Consider the following 15656-nt stretch of genomic DNA (forward strand, 5'->3'; position numbering starts at 1 on the left):
GTTAACCCCGAAGCGGCTATGACCCCGCGCATGTCCGGCCGCTTCGACCATCTGCCCAACCGCCGCGCGATCATCGACCGGCGCCTGCTTGCCGAAACCATCGCCGCGCTCGACGCGGACGGGACGCCGCTGCGCAACCAGGTCGCCGTCCTGCTCAAGCGCGCGCTCGTCGAGGGGCGTGCCGAGGTCGAGCGGCGACTGCTCGCCCATCCGTCGCGCGGACTGGAGGCGTCGCATGCCCAGGCCTATCTGGTCGACCAATTGCTGCGCCTGCTGTTCGATCTCGCCACCCAGCGGCTGCACCCGCTGCACAATCCGACCAGCGGCGAGCGGCTGACGCTGATCGCGGTGGGCGGCTACGGCCGTGGCGAGATGGCACCCTATTCGGACGTCGACATCGGTTTCCTGACGCCGGGCAAACAGACGCCCTGGGCGGAGCAGGTGATCGAATCGATGCTCTATGCGCTGTGGGACTTGGGCCTCAAGGTCGGCCATTCCAGCCGCAGCATCGATGAGATGGTGCGCCAGGCGAAGGCGGACGGGACGATCCGCACCGCACTGCTCGAAGGCCGCTACGTCACCGGCGACACGTTGCTGTACGAAGAGGCGTCGCGTCGTTTCCGCGCCGAGGTGCAGCACGGCACCGAACGCGCCTTCATCGCCGACAAACTGGCCGAGCGCGACGCCCGTCACCGCAAGATGGGCGACACCCGCTATGTCGTCGAGCCCAACGTCAAGGAGGGCAAGGGCGGCCTACGCGACCTGCACGCGCTCTTCTGGATCGGCAAATACGTCTACAACGTCCAGCAGGGCAAAGACCTGGTCGGGGTCGGACTGCTGACCCAAGACGAATACCGCCTGTTCCACCGCGCCGACAATTTCCTGCAGGCAGTGCGCTGCCATTTGCACAGCATCACCAAGCGGGCGGAGGACCGGCTGACCTTCGACGTGCAGCGCGAGATCGCGGCGCGGATGCGCTTTTCCGACCGGCCGGGGAAGCCGGCGGTCGAACGGTTCATGCAATATTACTTCCTGCAGGCGCGCACCGTCGGCACGCTGACCGGGCTGTTCCTGACCCACCTCGACGAGCGGTTCGCTGCGCGCGGGCGGCGGTTCGGGCTGCCGACCATTCGTCGCCGGCCGCGCAAGCTGCACGGCTTCGTGCTCGACCGCGGACGGCTGGCGATCCCGGATGACGACTTCTTCCGCAAGGACCCGGTGCGGCTGATCGAAATGTTCCAGCTCGCCGACCTGCACGGCGTCGAGATCCATCCGCTCGCCTGGCGCGCCGCGACGCGCGACGCCAAGCTGATCGACGAGCATCGCCGCGATCCGCGGGCGAACGCCCTGTTCCTCGACGTACTGACCAGCCCGCGCGATCCCGAACTGGTGCTGCGCTGGATGAACGAAGCCGGGGTGTTCGGCCGCTTCGTGCCCGATTTCGGCCGCGTCGCCGCGCAGATGCAGTTCGACATGTACCACCATTATACGGTCGACGAGCACACGATCCGCGCGATCGGCCTGCTCAGCCGCATCGACCGTGGTCTGCTGAAGGACGACCATCCGATCGCCTCGGCGATCATCAAGCAGATCGTGTCGCGGCGCGTCCTCTACGTCGCCGTCCTGCTGCATGACATCGCCAAGGGGCGCGGCGGCGATCATTCGATCCTGGGCGCGGAGGTCGCCGAACGGCTGTGTCCGCGCTTCGGCCTGACCCCAGCGGAGACGGAGACGGTCGCCTGGCTGGTGCGCTTCCACCTGCTGATGTCCGCGACCGCGTTCAAGCGCGACCTCGCCGACTTCAAGACGATCCTCGATTTCTGCGCGGTGGTGCAGAGCGCGGAGCGGTTGCGTCTGCTGCTGTGCCTGACCGTCGTCGACATTCGCGCGGTCGGGCCCGGCACGTGGAACGGCTGGAAGCGGCAGCTCCTCGGCGATCTGTACGAACAGGCCGAGGAGGTCCTGCGCCTCGGCCACAAACAGCGCGGTCGCGGCGAGCGGATCGTCGCCAAGCAGGCGGCGCTGCGCGACACATTGGGCTGGGACGCGGCGCGCTTCGAGCGATTCGTGCGGCGCTTCCCAGAAGCCTATTGGATCGCCGAGCCGGAGGACGTGCTGCTCCACAACGCCCGCTTCATCGGCAGCGTCGGCGACACGCAACTGGCGATCGACGCGCAGGTCTATGCCGAGCGGGGCGCGACCCTGGTGACGATCTATGCCGCGGACCATCCCGGCCTGTTCTACCGGATCGCGGGGGCGATCCACGTCGCGGGCGGCAACATCATCGATGCGCGCATCCACACGACGCGCGACGGAATGGCGATCGACAATTTCCTGATCCAGGATCCGCTGGGCCGGCCGTTCGACGATCCCGGGCAGCTGGCACGGATCAGGACGGCAATCGAAGACGCGCTCGCCAACCGCGGCAAGCTGGTCGACCGGCTGGTCGCCAAGCCGGCGGCGCGGACCCGCGCGGACGCCTTCGACATCAACCCCAACGTGCTGATCGACAATCACGCCTCGAACCGCTTCACCGTCGTCGAGGTCAATGCGCGCGACCGGCCGGCACTGCTCAACCAGCTCGCCCATGCGCTGGTCCAGTCGAAGGTCACGCTGCATTCGGCGCATGTCGCGACCTATGGCGAGCGCGCGGTCGACACCTTCTACGTCACCGACCTGACCGGCGACCGCATCGTCGCGCCGGCGCGGCTGCGCGCGCTGGAAAAGCGGTTGCTGGCCGCGGCGGCGGGGGAAACGACGGAGCTGGCGGCGTAGCGGCTGAGGCGAAAAGTCTCAAAGGTCGCACTACGTCGGGTAGGCATCGGGTCAAACCACGGAGCAATACGATGCCAGCGTAAGCGAGGCGCTTGTCCTAGCGCCGATCGCTATTCGGCATGGCAGTCCATGGTTCGTCATCCCCGCGGAGGCGGGGATCCAGAACCCCTGACGTCACGGCGCTACAAGCAGCCCCCGCGCGTCTGAATTCCCGCCTTCGCGGGAATGACGGCTGGGCGTTTCCAAAGACTGCGATTCCGAATGTCGATCGGTCCTAAGGCCGTGCATCGAACGGCGAGTCTTGACAGAATTGACGCCTGAACGCGCCATCTTCGCTTCCTGTGCGGCACGGATGCGGAAGGCGAATCAACGGTGAGAAAGAGCGCGCGATCACCGTGCACCCCGACAGGCTTGTAGGACAGCAGAAATGAAAACGGCGGCGCATCGCTGCGCCGCCGTCCTCCTCCGCGACGAACGGGTTAGAAGCGGATGCGGGCCGTCACGCCATAGGTGCGCGGTTCGGCGAGGAACGAGGTGAAGATCTGGTTCGACGGCGAGGTGCCGAGCTTAATCGTCGAGGCGAGGCTGCCCGCACCCTGGAACGGCGCGTTGAACGCAACCTGCTCGTAGCGGGTGTTGGTCAGGTTCTGGCCCCAGAACTCCAGCGCCCAGCGCTGGCCCGGTCCGCGAATGCCGACGCGGGCGTTGAGCAGGAAGAAGCCGTCCTGCCGCTTTTCGTAGAACAGGTCCGAACCAGTGTTGTAGTCGGAGGTCAGGCGACCGTCGACGTAGAACAGGCCGGTCAGACCCGAACCGCCGAGTTCCGGCGTAAAGGTCATCGACGAGGTGACGACGTGGCGCGGCGCGTTGGACAGCTGGCTGCCCGGCAGCAGGAACAGCTGGGCATCGAGCGCCTCGCCCGATTCGCTGCCGACCAGATTGTGGCGGAAGTGGGTGTCGGCCATGGTGTAGCCGAGCGCGAAGGACAGGTCCTTGGCCGGATACAGTCCTGCTTCCAGCTCGAAGCCCTGGCTGAGCACACCATAGCCGGTCTTGCCGGTGCAGGCGCCGGTGGTCGAACTGCCGTCCTGATCCGCACCGTTGAGGCTGGTGCCGCACGAGGTGATGTTCTGGACGATGTAGTTGGTGCCGTTGAAGGTGTTGAGCTGGAAGTTCTTGAACTCCTGGCGGAAGGCGGCGGCGTTGAAGGTGAACTGGCGGCTGGTGTACTTCAGGCCGACTTCGTAGGCGTTGACCGTCTCCGGATCGAAGCGCAGCCGGCTGGCGCTGGCATTGGTCGGCGGGGAGAAGACGTTGGAGTTAAAGTCCGACCGGTCGAGATTGTAGCCGCCCGCCTTGTAGCCGCGCGAATAGGAGGCATAGACCAAAAGGTCGTTGATCGGCTTGTACGAGATCACGCCGGTGCCGGTGAATTCGCCTTCGCTCAGGCGATCCGACGGGGTCAGCGCGTTGATCGACGAGGTCGAATTGCCGGTGCAGGTCAGCGTCACGATGCCGCCGATCAGCGGCTTCAGCGCATCCGGCACCGCGGTGCTCGCCAGCAGCGGGCTGAGCGCCGCCTGCTGCGCCGGACAGATCGTGTTGTTGTTGTTGAACGTCGCGTTGAAGTTCTTGCGTTCATGCGTGTAGCGCAGGCCGGCGGTGATCGACAGCTTGTCCGTCAGCTTGAAGATGTTGTGCGTGAAGAAGGCGTAATTCTCGCTGTCCTGATAATAGCGCGAGTTGACGTCGCCGACGTTGTTGACGGTCGACAATCGATCGATGCCGGCGAGGATCGTCGGCGTGAGGGCACCGAAGGCCGGGGTCGTGCCGGGCACCTGACCCGACAGCACGGCGCGGCCGGTGGCCGACAGACAGCCCGTCGCCGCCGGATTGCGCAGCGCAGCGGCGGGATTGATCGTCGCGACGATGCGGCAGGCGGCGAAGGCGCCGTACTGCGTGCCGAACTTGAGGTTGTCGGCGACGAGCAGATTCTCCTTGGCGTAATAGCCGCCGATCAGCCAGTCGAGCTTGCCGCCGAACGCCTCGCCGTTGAGACGCAGTTCCTGCGTGAAGGTGTGGAATTGGCGGAAGGCGTTGCCGTCGTTCGGGCGATAGCCGATGTCGAGATTGCCATAGTCGATGTCGCCGGCGCCGCCGGACTTATATTCGCGATAGGCGGTGATCGAGGTCAGGCCGGCGCCGCCGAGATTCCAGTCGAGCTGCGCCGACCCGCCGTAATCCTTGGTGACGTTGCTATAGGCGCGGCCGAGCGTGTTGGCGATCTGGCGATTATAGGGGTCCCCCGCACTCGGGAAGACGGCGCCGAGCGACTGCATCACCTGGACGATGCGGTTGCCGGCCGGGTTGATCGTGTAATCGCCGGGCACGCCCGGCGTCGGATCGAGCTTCTCGCGCAGGTCGACATAGACCGCGCCGCAGCATTTCTCGTCGCGCCAGGTATAGTCGCCGATCAGGCGCAGCGAGATGTCGGAGGTCGGCTCGAATAGCAACTGCCCGCGGACGAAGAAGCGGTTGCGGTTGTTGTAGTCGGTATTGTTGACGACGTCGCGATAGAAGCCGTCGCGCTTGTTGTAGACGCCGTCGACGCGGAAGGCGAGCATGTCCTTGATGATCGGCCCGGTGATCGCGCCGGCAAGGCGGACGGCATTGTAATTGCCGTAGGTGCCCTCGGCATAGCCGCCGAACGTGTAGGACGGCGCCTTGGTGATGATGTTGATCGTGCCGGCCGAGGCGTTGCGGCCGGACAGCGTCCCCTGCGGGCCGCGCAGCACCTCGATACGGTCGACCTCGCCCAGATCGTTGAGGCCCGAGCCGGTGCGGCTGCGGTAGACGCCGTCGATGAACACCGCGACCGAGCTTTCGAGACCGGGATTGTCGCCGACGGTGCCGATGCCGCGGATGCGGGCCGAGGCATTGGCTTCCGAACCGGTCGACGAGACGAGCAGCGACGGGGTCAGCTGGGTCAGCTGGCGGATATCGGTGGCGCCGGAATTCTGCAGCGATTCGGTGCTGACCGCGGACACGGCGATCGGCACGTTGGACAGCCGCTCGGCGCGGCGCGTGGCGGTGATGACGATATCGCCGGCGTTGGTCGCCTCCTGGCCGGCGGGTGGCGTCTGGCCGGCGTCGACCGAGCCGTTGGCAGTGGCGGACGTGCTGGTCTGTGCCTGGCCCTGGGTGGTCGGGGCGTCGGTCGGCTGCTGCTGCATGTCCTGCGCGACCGCGGGGGTGGCGAGTGCGATGGTGGCGGCCGAAAGCAGATACGCGGTCAGGCGCATGGGCATCCTCTCCTGTTGCCCCGGTATTTTTCATATCCGGGTTTGGAGAGAGGCTAGGGTCGCGGCAGCCGGCGCGTCCACCCGTTTTATCGCGCACGGGCGTGCCAAACCCGATTTTCGAAACAGGTGTCGCCAAAGCGCAACACTCCGGGCCCGGATTGCGAACCCGTTGTTCAAAAGTTGCGCGAAAAAGGACAGGACGGGTGTCAGGCGGCCGACTGTGCCGGCGCAGGGACGGTATGTCCGGTCGGCGTCATCGGGCCGACGCGTGACCGATCGACCCGATGCTTTCGGCCCGATCGCCGTTCGACACCCGCGTGCCCCCTGCCCTGCGTCACCGCGCCAGGGCGCACCTGGGTCGCGATTCGACCTCACGGTCGGTGGCGATGCCCGACAAAAAGAAACCCCAGCTTTCGCCGGGGTCACGATGATGGACCGATGCGCCCCTCTTCCGATGGAAGAGGGGCCGGAATTATTTGGGCGCGAGCACCATCAGCATCTGGCGGCCTTCCATGCGCGGATAGGCTTCGACCTTGGCGACTTCGGCGACCTGTTCGGCGACGCGCTGGAGCACGTTCATGCCGAGCTGGCCATGGCTGAGCTCACGACCACGGAAGCGCATCGTCACCTTAACCTTGTCGCCCTCCTCGATGAACTCGACGACCTTCTTCATCTTGGTGTCGTAATCGTGGTCGTCGATGTTCGGACGCATCTTGATCTCCTTGATCTCCTGCGTCTTCTGCGACTTGCGGGCGAGGTTCGCCTTCTTCTGCGCCTCGTACTTGTATTTGCCCACGTCGAGGAACTTGGCGACGGGCGGATCGGCGTTGGGCGACACCTCGACCAGGTCGAGCCCGACTTCCTGCGCGGCGGCCATCGCCTCGCGCGTGTACATCACGCCGAGATTCTCGCCCTCATGGTCGATCACGCGAACCTTCGGGCTTTGAATCCACTCGTTGAACCGAGGGCCGTTCATCGGTGGCGCCTGCATCGGCCGGCGCATCATGGGAGGACGTATGGGTATTTCTCCTGTGGCAATTGCCCCTTGAATATAGGGTAACCGCGGCCCGTTTGGAAGGTCGTCAACGCAGATCGGGCGGAGTGGCTTCCTCAGCGAGCATCGCGATCGCCTCGTCGACCGTCATGATCTGTTGCGCCTGGCTGCCGAGGCGACGGATCGCGACCTTGCCCTCCTCCGCCTCGCGCTTGCCGACGACGAGCAGATTGGGGACCTTGGCGACCGAATGTTCGCGGACCTTGTAGTTGATCTTCTCGTTGCGCAGGTCGGTCTCGACGCGGATGCCGGCGGCGCGCAGCTTCGCCGCCACCGCGCCAGCATAGCCATCGGCGTCCGACACGATCGTCGCGACCACCGCCTGCACCGGGGAGAGCCACAGCGGGAATCGGCCGGCGTGATGCTCGATCAGGATGCCGATGAACCGTTCAAACGTGCCGAGGATCGCGCGGTGCAGCATCACCGGGCGGTGGCGGTTGCCATCCTCGCCGACATAGCTGGCATCGAGTCGCTCGGGCAGCACGCGATCGGACTGGATCGTGCCGACCTGCCAGGTGCGGCCGATCGCGTCGGTCAGGTGGAATTCGAGCTTCGGCGCGTAGAAGGCGCCCTCGCCGGGCAGTTCCTCGAACTTCGCCTTGATCGAGTCGGGCAGGTCGGAGGCGAGCACCGCGTCGCGCAATTCCTGTTCGGACTTGTCCCACATCGCGTCATCGCCGAAGCGCTTCTCGGGACGGAGCGCCAGCTTGACCGCATAATCCTCGAAGCCGAGGTCGCGGTAGACGCTGTCGAGCAGCTCGCAGAACTTGCGCACCTCCTCGACCAACTGGTCCTCGCGCACGAAGATGTGCGCATCGTCCTGCGTGAACTGGCGGACGCGCATGATGCCGTGCAGCGCGCCGTGCGGCTCGTTGCGGTGGCAGCAGCCGAACTCGGCCATGCGGATCGGCAGGTCGCGGTAGCTCTTGATCCCCTGTTTGAAGATCAGCACGTGCGCCGGGCAGTTCATCGGCTTGAGCGCCATCAGATCGCCCTCACCCGACAGCACCGGCCCCTCCTCTTCGGTATTGGGGATTTCGTCGGGGACGACGAACATGTTCTCGCGATACTTGCCCCAGTGGCCGGACTGTTCCCACTGGCGGGCGTCCATCAGCTGCGGCGTCTTCACCTCGGCATAATCGGCGGCGTCGAGGCGGCGGCGCATATAGGCCTCGAGCTGGCGCCACAGGATATAGCCCTTGGGGTGCCAGAAGACCGACCCTTGCGCCTCGGACTGGAGGTGGAACAGGTCCATCTCCGCGCCGATCTTGCGATGGTCGCGCTTCGCCGCTTCCTCCAGGCGGAAGAGGTGCGCGTCGAGCTGCTTCTTGTTGAGCCAGCCGGTGCCGTAGATGCGGCTGAGCATCGCGTTATTCTGGTCGCCGCGCCAATAGGCGCCCGACACGCGCGTCAGCTTGAACGCCTGCGGATCGATGCGCCCCGTCGTCGGCATGTGCGGCCCGCGGCACATGTCGAGCCACGCGCCCTGACGATAGATCGTCAGTTCCTCGCCCTCGGGCAGTTCGGCGGCCCATTCGGCCTTGAACGTCTCGCCCTGTCGACGCCACGTCTCGATCAGCTGCTCGCGGCTCCACACCTCGCGCGTGAACGGCTCGTTCTTGGCGATGATGCGGCGCATCTCCGCCTCGATCGCGGGGAGGTCGTCCTCGGTGAAGGGCCGGTCCTTGGGCGCGAAGTCGTAATAGAAGCCGTCGTCGGTCGCCGGACCGAAGGTGATCTGCGTGCCGGGGAAGAGGTGCTGCACCGCCTCCGCCATGACATGGGCGAGGTCGTGACGGACGAGCTCGAGCGCCTCCGCTTCGTCCTTGAAGGTGACGAGCGCGAGGTTGGTGTCGCCGTCGAACGGCCGGTTGAGATCGCGCACCTGGCCGTCGATGCGCGCGGCGATCGCCGCCTTGGCGAGGCCCGGCCCGATCGCGGCGGCCACGTCCGCGGGGGTAGTCCCCGGCGCTACCTCGCGGACGGAACCGTCGGGCAGCGTGATGCGGAACATGGCGGACATGATGAACTTTCGGTCTTTGGGTGGAAGAGCCGCGAATAAAGCGGTGCGGGGTATATAGGCAAGCGCTGCGGCAATACGCCGCTCACGCCCCTCCCGTCATTCCCGCCCCGGCGGGAATCCAGATACTCTGACGTTTGCGATAGCATCGCGGCGTCAGCCGGTCTGGATCCCCGCCGGCGCGGGGATGACGATTGTCGAGATGGCGCGCGTTGATCCCAAACGCTCACGCCACGCCGAACGGCACGAGGCGGTTGCTCTGTGTGTGGCCGATGTCGGCGCGGCCGAGGTACGGCACGCCGAGGTCGCCGCACCAGCGCTGCACCATCGTCTCGATCGACTCGTTCCATTCGGGCTCGTTGGGGGTGACCGCGGTCACCGCACCGAGACGGACGCCGGCCAGCCCCTTCAGCTGCGTCGCATGGCCCATGTGGAACAGCAGCCGGTCGATATTGTACATCGGCTCCGACACCTCCTCGATCAGCAGGACATGGTCGGTCAGGTCTGGGAGCCACGGCGTCCCGATCAGTGCGCCCAGGATCGACAGGTTGAACGCCGCCGCCGGACGGCCGTCGAGCCCCGGTTCCAGGCCGCTGCGATCGCCGCGCGCCAGCCAGCCGAGCGAGCGTGCGATCGTCGCATCGCCGCCCTGCCGCCGGATGTCGCTCGCCATCGGCCCGTGCACCGGCCGGCCGATCCGCCGCGCGTAGAGGGCGCCGAGCAGGAAGCCCATGTCCGAATAGCCGCAATAGCTCTTGTGCCGCGCCGCCGGCCCGAGCCGCGGCATCAGCAGCGGCAGGATGCGGTTGGAGCCATAGCCGCCGCGCAGGAACCAGATCGCGTCGAAGCCGGGGTCGTTGGCGAATTCGAGGAAGGCGTCGGCGCGGCGCCGATCGGAGCCGGCGAAATGGCCGTCCTGCTCCCAGCATTGCGGATGGACGACGAGGTCGACCTCCGGATAGGCGAGCGCGGCGAAGGCGAGCGCGGGGGCTTCCGCTTCCCGGTTACCGACGCTCGCCGGGGCGACCACTCCGATCCGCATGTCTTCCCGCGCCTTCTTGCCCCTGCCGAGCCGTGCGGATAGCGCGGGGGGATGGCGAACGGCAACATCGACGGACCGCTCAGCGGCCAACGCTTCTTCCTGGTGGGCATCGGCGGATCGGGGATGATGCCGCTGGCGACGATCCTGGCCGGGCGCGGCGCGACCGTCGAAGGCTCCGACCGCGGGCTCGACCAGGGGCGCGTGCCGGCCAAGTTCGCGGCGCTGGAGGCGCTGGGCGTGCGGCTGTTCCCGCAGGACGGCAGCGGCGTCGTCGCGGCGGAGCAGATCGTCGTCGCCTCCGCCGCGGTCGAGGACAGCGTCGCCGACATCGTCGCGGCGACGCGGCTGGGCTGCGCACGGATGACGCGGGCGCAATTGCTGAGCGAGCTGTTCAACGCGAGCGCGCTGCGCATCGGCGTCGCCGGCACCAGTGGCAAGTCGACCGTCACCGGCATGATCGGCTGGATCCTCCACGCCACCGGCCGCGACCCGACGGTGATGAACGGCGCGGTGATGACCAATTTCGCCAGGCCCGACTCGCCCTTCGCCAGCGCGCTGGTCGGCGCCTATGGCAAGGAGCGGGGCGACGCCTTCGTCAGCGAGGTCGACGAGAGCGACGGGTCGATCGCCTTCTACCGGCCGAGCATCGCGGTGCTCAACAACGTCAGCCTCGACCACAAGGGGCTGGACGAGCTGCGCCAGCTGTTCGGCGATTTCGCGCTACGGGCGGAGCGGGTGGTGGCGAACGTCGGCGATGCCGAGACCGCGGCGCTGGTCGCGGGAATGGATCATGTGCTGACCGTCGCGGTCGAGGGGACGGCGGATCTCGTGGCGGAGGCCCTGGCGCCCGAGCCGTTTGCGATCGGCTTCGACCTCGTCGTGCGGACACCGTCACCCTTCGGGCGCTTCGCGCCCTCTTCCCTCTCCCGCCGGGAGAGGGAGGGAGCGCCGGAGGAGCGGAAGGGTGAGGGTGACGAGCGGCGCCGCATCCGGTTGGCGGTACCGGGGCGGCACAATGTCGCCAATGCGCTCGCCGCGATCGGCGCGGCCATGGCGGCGGGCGTGCCGCTGGACGAGGCGGCGCGGGCGATCGAGGGGTTCACCGGATTGAAGCGCCGGTTCGAAAAGGTCGGTGAAGCCGCCGGCGTCACCGTGATCGACGACTTCGGCCACAACCCCGACAAGATCGCCGCGACGCTCGACACGCTGCATGCCTTTCCCGGCCGGCTGCTGATCCTGTTCCAGCCGCACGGCTACGGGCCGCTCAAGGTGATGCGGCGCGAGCTGGTCGAAAGCCTGGCGGCACGGCTGGCGCCGGACGACCTGCTGGTGCTGCCCGACCCGGTGTATTTCGGCGGCACCGTCGCGCGCGAGGTGACCAGCGCCGACATAGTTGACGATCTTCGCGCCTATGAACGTGACGCCCGCCACGTCGCGGATCGAGCGGAGGCGGCCGCGATGCTGGTGGCCGAGGCGAGGGCCGGTGACCGGATCGTGGTGATGGGCGCGCGCGACGACACGCTGAGCCTGCTCGCCTGCGACATGTTGGAAAGTGTACACGCCAAAACGTAAAGCTCGCTTGACGTAAAGCCTGCTTTCCATGTAAAGCCTCCTTCACATCGAGTCGAAGGAGGGTCGTGATGTTTTCCATCAAGCGCGGCGAGAAGATGAACCCCGCGCAGCGCCGCTACCTGCGCCGCTTCTTCCCGGCGATGGGCACCTATGTCGTCGTGCTGTTCACCTGCACCTGGCTGTACCGCGACCTGAAGCCGACGGGCGCGCTGCTGGTCCTGCTGTCCGTCCTGCCGGCGCTGCCGATCGTCGCGGCGATCCTCGTCATGGGCGCCTATCTGATCGAGGAGCGCGACGAGTTCATCCGCAGCCGGCTGGTCGCCTCGATGGTCGGCGGCCTCGGCATCATGCTCGCCATCACCACGGTCTGGGGGTTTCTGGAAAACGGCGGCGCGGTGGCGCATTTCCCGACCTATCTGACCTTCCCCTTGTGGTGCGCGTGTTTCGGCCTGTGGCAGTGCGTCACCGGCCTGCGCGACCGCGCGACGGGGGACGCAGCATGAACAACCGCCTGCGCGTGCTGCGCGCCGAGCGGGGGTGGTCGCAGCAGGATCTTGCCGAGCGGCTGGAGGTCAGCCGCCAGAGCGTCAACGCGATCGAGACCGGCCGCTACGACCCCTCGCTCCCCCTCGCCTTCAAGATCGCCGAATTGTTCGGCCTCGCCATCGAGAACGTCTTCGTCAGCCCGTCCAAGGAGAGTAGATCATGATGTCGCACCTGCCGCTTCGCATCGCCGCCTCGCTGTTGACGCTGGGCGTCGTGCTCCATCCCGCCGCCGGCCATTGCGAGGCCGCGGCGACCGCCGACGGTGCGACCCGCCTGCCGCACATCTCCGTCCGCTCGGTCGGCACGGGCAGCCCCGTCGTGCTGATCCCCGGCCTGTCCTCCCCCGCGGCGGTGTGGGACGCCAGCGTCGCCCAGCTCGCGCCGCACCACCGCGTCATCACCGTGCAGGTCAACGGCTTTGCGGGCGACGCGCCGGGCGCGAACCTGTCGCCCGGCATCCTGGCGGGCGTCGTCGCCGACCTGCACGGCTATCTGGCCGCCCAGAAGCTCGTCGGCGTGCCGGTCGTCGGCCATTCGATGGGCGGCCTGCTGGCGATGCAATTCGCCCTCGCCCATCCGGGCGACGTCGGCCGGATCATGATCGTCGATTCGCTGCCCTTCTACGGCCGGCTGTTCGGCCCGACGATGACCCCGGCGATGATCGAGCCGCGCGCGAAGATGATGCGCGAGGCGATGGCGGCGCGATACGGCCAGCCGGCCGATCCGGCGGCGACCGCGGCGCTGGCCAATCAGATGGCGCTGAAGCCCGAGTCGCGCGCCAAGGTGACCGCCTGGGTCGGCCAGGCCGACGCCCGTGTCGGCGCGCAGGCGATGTACGAGGATCTGACCACCGACCTCACCGCCGACCTGCCCAAGCTCCGTGCGCCGGTGACGCTGGTGGTGCCGTACAATGCGATGCTGCCGCAGGCGCAGGTCGATGCGCTCTATCGCGGCGCCTATGCCGGTACGCCGACGCTGTCGGTGGTCGAGATCGGCGATGCCGCCCATTTCGTGATGCTCGACCAGCCGCAGGCCTTCGCCAAGGCGCTGGACGACTTCCTGCGCTGAGACAGCGGCTTCGTTTATCCCGATTGACCCCAGCCCCCCGCCGCGGTCAGACTGCGCGGCGGGGGGATTATCATGACTGAATATCGCGACGGCGGGACGCGCGCGTTCCGCTTCACCGGCAGCTGGCAGCAGTATGCGCCGATCGCCTTCACCAATCTGCTGCTGACGATCGTCACGCTCGGCATCTACAGCTTCTGGGGCAAGGCGCGGACGCGACGCTACCTGTGGAGCCGCACGATCTTCATCGACGACCGGCTGGAATGGACCGGCACGGGCCTTGAGCTGTTCATCGGCTATCTGCTCGCGATCGTCTTCTTCGCCCTGCCGTTCGGCCTGATCAACCTGATCCTGCAGGGCGTGATGATGCGCGGTCATCCCGGTGCCGGCGGGCTGATCGTCGCCCTGCTCTACCTGGCCGCGCTGTTCCTGGTCGGCGTCGCGCGGTTCCGCGCGCTGCGCTACCGGCTCAGCCGGACCTTGTGGCATGGCATCCGCGGCGGCAGCGACGAACAAGGCGTCGGCTATGGGCTCGGCTATTTCTGGCGATCCTTGGTGGCGATGCTGACGATCTGGCTGATGACGCCCTGGTCGATGGCGAAACTGTGGAACATGCGCTGGAATGCGATGAGCTTCGGCTCGCTGCGCTTCCACAGCGCGGCGCGCTGGCAGCCGGTGTTCGGGCGGTTCCTGCTCTTCTATCTGGCACCGGTGGTGCTGTTCGCCGCAATGGGTGTGCTGATCGGTATCGTCGCCGGAGTCGGCGGCACGCAGGCGTTCCGGCCTGGGCAAGTGCCGTCCGGTGGGTTGATCGTCACCTTCGTTCTCGCCGGCCTCGCCTTCTACCTCATCTTCTTCGGCCTGCTCGGGCTGATCGCCATGGCGTTCTTCTCCGCCTTTTTCCGCGAAGCGGTGGGGGCGACCACGCTGGGCGACCTCAGCTTCGGATTCGAGGCGACGACCCGCGACTGGGTGATGCTGTTCCTCGGCAATTATGCGCTGATCTTTTTCACCTTCGGGATCGGCTACATCTTCGTGCCCTATCGCAACTGGGCCTTCTTCGTGCGGCACATGGCGGCCTATGGCAGCGTCGCCACCGACGCATTGACCCAGTCGCAGACGCGTGAGCCCGGCCAGGGCGAGGGCCTGCTGGACGCGTTCGATGTCGGCGCTTTCTGACGCGGACGCGCCGGCGGACGGCGCCGACGAGGCGGACGGCGCCTGGGCCTGGCATTATGACGGCGTGACCGCGCTGCGCCGGCGGGTGCGGCTGGTGGTGGCGGGCGATCATCTCCAGCTCGACGAGGACGGCGTGCGCGGCGAGGCGCTGCCGCTTGCCCGGCTGGTGCCCGGCCATGCCGATACCGGCCGGGTCAGCTATGGCCTGCGCGACCGGCCCGGCTGGCGGATCGACCTGACGCCACCGGTGCCTGCAGCGCTGGAACGACGCCTGCCGCGCCCGACCCGCTACGGCGGCTGGGTCGACCGGCTGGGACTGTGGCGTGCGGCCGGCGTGTTCGCGGTGATCGCCGCGCTCACCGTGCTGGTCGTGCTGCGCACCCCGGCTTTGCTGGCGCGACTGGTGCCGGCGAACGTCGAGCGGCAGCTGGGCGAGGCGATGATCGGCGATTTCGGCCGGCGCGGCTGCCGCGACACGGCGGGGCGCGCGGCGCTGGCGACGCTGGCGGCGCGCATCGACCCGGACGACCCGACGCTGGAAGTCGACGTCGTCAAGCTGCCGATGGTCAATGCGGTGACGCTGCCCGGCGGCCGGATCGTCGTGTTCGACGGACTGCTCCAGGCGGCCGCCTCGCCGGATGAGGTGGCGGGGGTGATCGGGCATGAGATCGGCCATGTCCGCCACCGCGACGTGATGGAAAGCCTGCTGCGCCAATTCGGCTTGTCGATGCTGCTCGGCGGGTTGGAGGGGCATGTCGGCAATTATACCAACGCGCTGCTCGCCACCGCCTATTCGCGCGACGCGGAGGCCAAGGCGGACGATTATGCGATCACGGCACTGCGTGACGCCAAGGTGTCACCGCTGCCGACCGCCGCCTTCTTCGACCGGCTGGGGCGCGGCGGCACCGGCAAGGCGGAACGGATGATGGCCTATGTCGCGACGCATCCGGTGTCGGCGGACCGGGCGCGCCGCTTCCGCGCCAGCATCGTCAGGGGCACGGCCTATACGCCAGCGCTGAATGCGGCGGAGTGGCAGGCGCTGAAAGGCATCTGCCGCGGCGACACCGACACGATCGACTGGCGTTTCTGATCGGAGCGGCC

At 67.3% G+C, this 15656-nt stretch carries 11 protein-coding genes; 7 read left to right on the forward strand and 4 right to left on the reverse strand.

Translation table 11 applies throughout. The features are described from left to right. The first annotated feature begins 30 nt into the window (after positions 1 to 30). A complete protein-coding gene (locus ACU5AX_RS06640) occupies positions 31 to 2775 on the forward strand; it encodes a [protein-PII] uridylyltransferase (RefSeq protein ID WP_446690138.1) in 2745 nt (914 codons plus the stop codon). Positions 2776 to 3254: 479 nt separating this feature from the next. Here the strand turns inward: ACU5AX_RS06640 and ACU5AX_RS06645 are convergent, their stop codons facing one another. The 4 genes from ACU5AX_RS06645 to ACU5AX_RS06660 all read right to left on the reverse strand — a co-directional run bounded on the left by ACU5AX_RS06645 (position 3255) and on the right by ACU5AX_RS06660 (position 10193). Continuing rightward, the gene (locus ACU5AX_RS06645; RefSeq protein WP_198352101.1) at positions 3255 to 6077 is read right to left on the reverse strand and encodes a TonB-dependent receptor; all 2823 of its coding nucleotides are present in this window, start codon (positions 6075 to 6077) and stop codon (positions 3255 to 3257) included. 472 nt (positions 6078 to 6549) lie between these two features. Beyond that, on the reverse strand, positions 6550 to 7083 hold the full coding sequence (infC, locus tag ACU5AX_RS06650) for a translation initiation factor IF-3 (protein ID WP_115378678.1): 534 nt from the start codon (positions 7081 to 7083) through the stop codon (positions 6550 to 6552). A gap of 76 nt (positions 7084 to 7159) precedes the next feature. After that, on the reverse strand, positions 7160 to 9154 hold the full coding sequence (gene thrS, locus ACU5AX_RS06655; protein WP_446690139.1) for a threonine--tRNA ligase: 1995 nt from the start codon (positions 9152 to 9154) through the stop codon (positions 7160 to 7162). 223 nt (positions 9155 to 9377) lie between these two features. Continuing rightward, positions 9378 to 10193 (reverse strand): LD-carboxypeptidase, encoded by an 816-nt coding sequence (locus ACU5AX_RS06660; protein ID WP_446690140.1) that lies wholly within the window; start codon positions 10191 to 10193, stop codon positions 9378 to 9380. Between the two features lie 51 nt (positions 10194 to 10244). On the opposite strand from ACU5AX_RS06660, the gene ACU5AX_RS06665 reads away from it, so the two are divergent. The 6 genes from ACU5AX_RS06665 (at position 10245) to ACU5AX_RS06690 (ending at position 15645) form a co-directional block, all read left to right on the forward strand. After that, positions 10245 to 11765, forward strand: coding sequence for a glutamate ligase domain-containing protein (locus ACU5AX_RS06665; protein ID WP_446690141.1), 1521 nt, complete (start codon positions 10245 to 10247; stop codon positions 11763 to 11765). A gap of 68 nt (positions 11766 to 11833) precedes the next feature. Beyond that, positions 11834 to 12268, forward strand: coding sequence for a hypothetical protein (locus ACU5AX_RS06670; protein WP_198352097.1), 435 nt, complete (start codon positions 11834 to 11836; stop codon positions 12266 to 12268). Next, positions 12265 to 12474: a helix-turn-helix transcriptional regulator gene (locus ACU5AX_RS06675; protein ID WP_446690142.1), complete on the forward strand. Its 210-nt coding sequence runs from the start codon at positions 12265 to 12267 to the stop codon at positions 12472 to 12474. The genes ACU5AX_RS06670 and ACU5AX_RS06675 overlap by 4 nt, the downstream gene beginning before the upstream one ends. Then, positions 12471 to 13379 (forward strand): alpha/beta fold hydrolase, encoded by a 909-nt coding sequence (locus ACU5AX_RS06680; RefSeq protein ID WP_446690144.1) that lies wholly within the window; start codon positions 12471 to 12473, stop codon positions 13377 to 13379. The genes ACU5AX_RS06675 and ACU5AX_RS06680 overlap by 4 nt, the downstream gene beginning before the upstream one ends. Positions 13380 to 13451: 72 nt before the next feature. Continuing rightward, complete coding sequence (locus ACU5AX_RS06685) at positions 13452 to 14555, forward strand: YjgN family protein (protein ID WP_446690145.1); 1104 nt, start codon at positions 13452 to 13454, stop codon at positions 14553 to 14555. Further along, positions 14539 to 15645 (forward strand): M48 family metallopeptidase, encoded by a 1107-nt coding sequence (locus ACU5AX_RS06690; RefSeq protein ID WP_446690146.1) that lies wholly within the window; start codon positions 14539 to 14541, stop codon positions 15643 to 15645. The genes ACU5AX_RS06685 and ACU5AX_RS06690 overlap by 17 nt, the downstream gene beginning before the upstream one ends. Positions 15646 to 15656 lie beyond the last annotated feature (11 nt).

The organism is Sphingomonas benefaciens (assembly GCF_052907485.1).

Bases quoted from the DNA above. Each gene is read 5' to 3' on its own strand.
- thrS (WP_446690139.1), bottom strand. From the start codon at position 9,154: ATGTCCGCCATGTTCCGCATCACGCTGCCCGACGGTTCCGTCCGCGAG.
- ACU5AX_RS06685 (WP_446690145.1), top strand. From the start codon at position 13,452: ATGACTGAATATCGCGACGGCGGGACGCGCGCGTTCCGCTTCACCGGC.
- ACU5AX_RS06675 (WP_446690142.1), top strand. From the start codon at position 12,265: ATGAACAACCGCCTGCGCGTGCTGCGCGCCGAGCGGGGGTGGTCGCAG.
- ACU5AX_RS06690 (WP_446690146.1), top strand. From the start codon at position 14,539: ATGTCGGCGCTTTCTGACGCGGACGCGCCGGCGGACGGCGCCGACGAG.
- infC (WP_115378678.1), bottom strand. From the start codon at position 7,083: ATGATGCGCCGGCCGATGCAGGCGCCACCGATGAACGGCCCTCGGTTC.
- ACU5AX_RS06665 (WP_446690141.1), top strand. From the start codon at position 10,245: ATGGCGAACGGCAACATCGACGGACCGCTCAGCGGCCAACGCTTCTTC.
- ACU5AX_RS06680 (WP_446690144.1), top strand. From the start codon at position 12,471: ATGATGTCGCACCTGCCGCTTCGCATCGCCGCCTCGCTGTTGACGCTG.
- ACU5AX_RS06640 (WP_446690138.1), top strand. From the start codon at position 31: ATGTCCGGCCGCTTCGACCATCTGCCCAACCGCCGCGCGATCATCGAC.
- ACU5AX_RS06645 (WP_198352101.1), bottom strand. From the start codon at position 6,077: ATGCGCCTGACCGCGTATCTGCTTTCGGCCGCCACCATCGCACTCGCC.
- ACU5AX_RS06660 (WP_446690140.1), bottom strand. From the start codon at position 10,193: ATGCGGATCGGAGTGGTCGCCCCGGCGAGCGTCGGTAACCGGGAAGCG.
- ACU5AX_RS06670 (WP_198352097.1), top strand. From the start codon at position 11,834: ATGTTTTCCATCAAGCGCGGCGAGAAGATGAACCCCGCGCAGCGCCGC.